The sequence below is a fragment of the Methylobacterium indicum genome (assembly GCF_001043895.1).
GTDB classification, from domain to species: Bacteria; Pseudomonadota; Alphaproteobacteria; order Rhizobiales; family Beijerinckiaceae; genus Methylobacterium; species Methylobacterium indicum.
On record NZ_JTHF01000459.1, the window covers coordinates 1 to 1,838 of the forward strand.

The window sequence follows — 1,838 nt, forward strand, 5'->3', positions numbered from 1 at the left end:
GGGCAGGGGCACCGAGACGAGGGCGGCGGCCAGGGCGGCCGTCGGCGTCACCGCGCCGGTCGTCGTCACGACCCTGGTCCCCGCGATCGACGTCGCCGCGGCCGTGGCGATCGCCGGGCCGGCGAACTCGGACGGGCGGCGGGGCGGCAGCGGCGCGGCGGCGAGGCGGGACTTCGCCGGCGTCTCGGGCGCCTCGGAGGTGTCCGGCTCGGCGGCGGTGACGGAGGCATCCGGCGTCGCCGGCAGGGCTGCGGGCGCCTCCTGCGGCACCGGGTCCGGCGCGCGCAGGGCGGCCTGGCGGGGCGCCGCTTCCGGCATGAGGGCGGAGGGGGCGGCCGCGTCGGCATAGGCCATCGCGGTGCGGGTGCCGGCCTCGTCCGGCTGGGCGCTCGCCAGGGCGACCGGGCGGACCCGGCCGGAGCGGGCCGACAGCACCACGGGAGCGGGCGGCGGCGGGGCGGCCGGCTTCGCGCCGCCGAACAGCATCGCGAAGAACTGGCCGACGACGTTCGGGCTGTCCTCCTCGTCCGCCGCGGCGATGGCCTGGCTCACACCCATCACGCTGCCGCCGCGGGCCAGGATCTCGGCCTTGGCCATGTCGTAGCCCGGCATCGGCCGGCCGTCGGCCGGCAGGTGGACGGTGCGGCCGTCGGGAAAGAGGCGGGCGAGCTGGTCGTGGCTCATCCGGGGCCAGGACCGTACCGAGCCGACGTCGAGATGGACGAAGGGGCTGTTGGCCTGCGGGTACCAGCCGACGCCGCCGCGCTGCATCTGCATGCCGATCGCCCGGATCCGGTCGATCGAGACGTCGGCGAGGTAGAAGTCCATCGCCTTGCCGAGCATGTGCTGGCTGTGCTCGGCCACCGCGCGGGAGCGCCGGCGCAGGGCGGCGTTGGTCTGGGGCGAGCGATAGGCCGAGACGACGTGGATCGCGTCCTGGGAGCCGACGGCGCGGTGGGCCTCCCACACCACGTCGAACAGGCGCGGGTCCATCTTGGTCGGCTCGTCGAGGCGCCAATCGCGCAGGAGCCAGTTCAGCTGCTCCAGGGCGGCGCGGTCGTAGCGTCCGTCACGCTTGAACGTGATCGAGGCGCTCTCCTTGGTGTGCTCGTGGAAGATCGAGATCGTGCGGGTGTCGCCGTTGGCGACCGCGTCCTGCGTGCCGCTGGTCGAGCCGAGAACGGCGGTCAGGACGGCCATCAGCGCCAGGGCGCCGCGACGGCAGGGGCGGGATCCCCGGGTCGGGTCGGCCGCCCCGCGGCCGGCACGCTTGAGCGCTCGCACGATCCCTCATCCTCACTCGGGCCAACGGGCCGACATGGTGAATGCAGGGTTGCCGAGAACCGTGAACAAAAGGTTACCGGGTCCCTGCGACAGGACGACGAAAGGGTTAGGCGGCAACCATGGCGAAAATCGGCCCCGCTTCACGTTTCCGTGTGATCGCGACCACTGGTTGAACAAGGCTGGTTTGGCGACGCGACCGGCGCAAGGTTCCGCCCTGCGCGGGAAAAAAAGACGACTGTGGCAAAGTCGAGCGCAGGACCTCTTCCTTCGTGTGAAAGAAGAGATCCTGCGCCCGACTCTAAAACGACTTTATCCCCGTGATCACACATGGGCGGCGAGGCGTTGAAGTCTTTGCCGCTTCGGCCCTGCGGCGTCGGCGTGCGGGAGTGGCTACCACCAGCCCCGCCGGATCGCCCCGGTCTCGCCGAAATAGTCCGGGGCCGGCTGCACCGCCGCCGGTTCCTGGGGCTCGGTCGCGGTGGCGACCGGGCGGCGCGGGGCCGGGCGGGGGGCGGTCTGCTGGGCCAGGTCCCGGTCGCGATGCGGCGTGGCGG

1 protein-coding gene is annotated in these 1,838 nt (G+C 73.0%); it reads right to left on the reverse strand.

Features of this window, described 5'->3' with window-relative positions:
- Window positions 1-1,200: peptidoglycan L,D-endopeptidase MepK (locus tag QR78_RS31470; protein ID WP_125940067.1), on the reverse strand; the 1,200-nt coding region annotated here is incomplete at its 3' end.
- Between the last annotated feature and the right edge of the window lie 638 nt (window positions 1,201-1,838).